3 protein-coding genes are annotated in these 2,596 nt (G+C 50.2%); all 3 read right to left on the bottom strand.

What is annotated here, in order from left to right; genetic code table 11:
- Positions 1-22: 22 nt before the first annotated feature.
- From ACYVTD_RS11505 to pssA, 3 genes are read right to left on the bottom strand one after another with little or no spacing between them, the layout of a single operon-like run.
- Positions 23-838: a DUF368 domain-containing protein gene (locus ACYVTD_RS11505; RefSeq protein WP_461247910.1), complete on the bottom strand. Its 816-nt coding sequence runs from the start codon at positions 836-838 to the stop codon at positions 23-25.
- Positions 825-1,655, bottom strand: a complete 831-nt coding sequence (locus tag ACYVTD_RS11500) for an acyl-[acyl-carrier-protein] thioesterase (RefSeq protein WP_461247909.1) — start codon at positions 1,653-1,655, stop codon at positions 825-827. Before ACYVTD_RS11500 ends, ACYVTD_RS11505 begins: the two co-directional genes overlap by 14 nt.
- Positions 1,645-2,523, bottom strand: coding sequence for a CDP-diacylglycerol--serine O-phosphatidyltransferase (gene pssA / locus ACYVTD_RS11495; protein WP_461247908.1), 879 nt, complete (start codon positions 2,521-2,523; stop codon positions 1,645-1,647). The genes ACYVTD_RS11500 and pssA overlap by 11 nt, the downstream gene beginning before the upstream one ends.
- Positions 2,524-2,596: the final 73 nt, after the last annotated feature.

The following is a 2,596-nucleotide window of genomic DNA, read 5'->3' as shown; positions in this document are numbered from 1 at the left end:
TCTTTGTGTGAAATTTTTCGAACTAGTTCTTCTTCCCCAACAGGAATGAAAGCGCCGCGCCTACTAGAAGGCATATAACCGAATAAATAACGATCCTTCCCTCTCCAAGACTGCCGGGGAACAAAACTACGATTGAACCGGCTACCAGCCCCAACACCGCGCCGTAGGTTTCCGAGGGCGCTTTTGACAGTAGGAAGCGGACAAGAGCCGCGCCAGCCAAAAGCCCCGCTATTATGCCGATTATGAAAGGGATCAAAAGCGGGACGTTAAACTCGGAGACGGATTGAATTACCGTCCTGTACAGCCCGATGACAAGAAGCAAAAACGCGCCTGAGATTCCGGGGATTATCATCGCTATCGCGGAAAAAATTCCGGCAAGCACTAGAAGGGCGAACAGGCGCGATGAAATTTCCGTATATACAATCTCCGCCTCGTTGGGATTGAAAATCGCCATTACCACCATTACCGCGAGCGCGATGATGGCGCAAATCGCGGGGGCGGGGGCGGGGAACAGTTTCCCTGACCGCTTCGTCCTGCCGTAAAGAAGGGGCAGGCTTCCGGCGATGACGCCGATGAAGAACCAAGTTATCGGGAACGGGTATTTGTCGTAGATGACGGTGACCACTTTGCTGATAAACGCGAGGCCGATTACTCCGCCGATTACAAGCGGAAGCCAGAACTTCCACGCGGCTATTATTTTTTTTACGTTGGGCGTGATGATCCCGATAAGGCGGTCGTACACGTTAAAAACTACCGCCATCGTTCCCGTCGAAAGGCCGGGGATAACGACCAGAATGCCCAATGCAAGCCCGATTGATAAAAGTTTAAGAATTTCCATATAACCTCAACTCCGCCCTGAACGCGGGTTGCGCCGCTGCTTGCTGCGCGTTCTTTCTGCCTTCAAACGCAAACGCGCCGCTACAACCAGAACCGCCGCTTGCGTTACCGGCGTCCTCTATCTTCGCGGACATGATATCGATATCTTCGCCACCTAAAATTTCGTTCAGGTAATTTATGTCAAAGCGCATCCTGTCGGCGTTTTCCAATAGTTGCGGCTCAAGGGCGTCCTCTATCCATTGAATGTAGCGGACGTTGTTCACATGGCCGTTAAAATCAAGGTCTGTGTAGCGGGCTTTTCTCTCGGCGGCCTTTTGCAGGTTGCCCCTTTCTTCAAGGGCGGCAATCGCGCCGTCTTCGGGGGAAAGGGCGTTCTCCCCCTCGTTCAAGGGCAGGCCGCCCATTACCGATTGGGGCCGTATGGGGCGGCGCTTTTCCACGTCCAAAACAATCCAGCCGCTTCTCGCGCAAACGACTGGAACGCCGTCCTTGTCGCGTATGTCATAATCGCGGAGCGCGAAAAGTTTCTCGCCACCGCGCGGCCAACTACGGACGGTGATGTTCTCAAAATATTTGGGACGCCTTTTTACGATTACCGACATCCGCGACAGTATCCAGATTTGCCCCGTACGCATCATGTCTTCCCGTCCGACGTTCAAATTTTCCGCATGGCAAATCGCCGCTTCCTGAAAAAACTGAAAAACCGCGTCCAACGTAAGGCGGTCCGACTTGTCTATCGAACCGAAACGCACGGGAAAAGTTTCCTGCCAGATGTTTACTATACCGGAGCCTTTTGGATTTGCCGGATCACACATCATCTATTTCCGCCTGGGTTTCCGGTAATTTTTTCCTTCTAAAGATAAGGCTTGGCACATAAATTATAATTCCCGATAAGGCATAAATCGTAAATATGATAAATATCGTATTCTGCGGAAAGATAACTATTAATATGATCAGCACGATTAATACGGCGAAAAGTTCTATCGTATGTATCTTGGACAGTTGTAATTTTTTAAACGACAGATACGGAATATTGGAAACCATCAGGAACGAAAGCACGACGATGACAACCGGCATTATCTTGAAGAACGTAGGCATAAATTCCATTAGCACCGGGATCGTCTTGGAATTAAGGCGGATGCCTTCCGGCGCCAAAAGCTGGTAACTTAATACAAACGAAATAATAACGCCCGCCGAGGCCGGAGTGGGAAGCCCGACAAAATGCTTGTGAACCGCTCCCGAATGTGCGAGAACGTTAAACCGCGCAAGACGCAGGGCGCAGCATAAAACATAAAGCACGGCTATGGCGATTCCTATTTTTCCCATAGTCTTCAGAACCAGCATATACATCATAAACGCGGGCGCTATCCCGAACGAAACAAGATCGCTTAGGGAATCAAGTTCCATTCCGAACATGCTTGTCGTCTTGGTCATCCTCGCGATCCTACCGTCCAAAATGTCGCAGGCAAGGGCGCCGATTAAAAACCACGCCGCCGGAATAAAATGCCCCCCGATGGACGCGATAACCGAAAGCACGCCGAATGTCATATTTCCGCAGGTAAACAGGTTGGGGATAATATAGATGCCTTTCTTTAATTCTTCCCTTGTAAGAACTTTTATGTGTATTTTTCTCGCCGTTACCCTTTTTTGCGGCGGTTTTCTTATACGAATTCTTCTTGGTTTCATTTTGCGGCCACCACCGTAATGCCCGCCCTAGTTTTTTCGCCGGGCTTAACCGCCACCACAGCCTTTTTAGGCA

The sequence above is a fragment of the Treponema sp. R6D11 genome, from assembly GCF_054786075.1.
The sequence above is the reverse complement of the archived record's forward strand: the minus strand, read 5'-3'. Positions and strand labels throughout refer to the sequence as shown.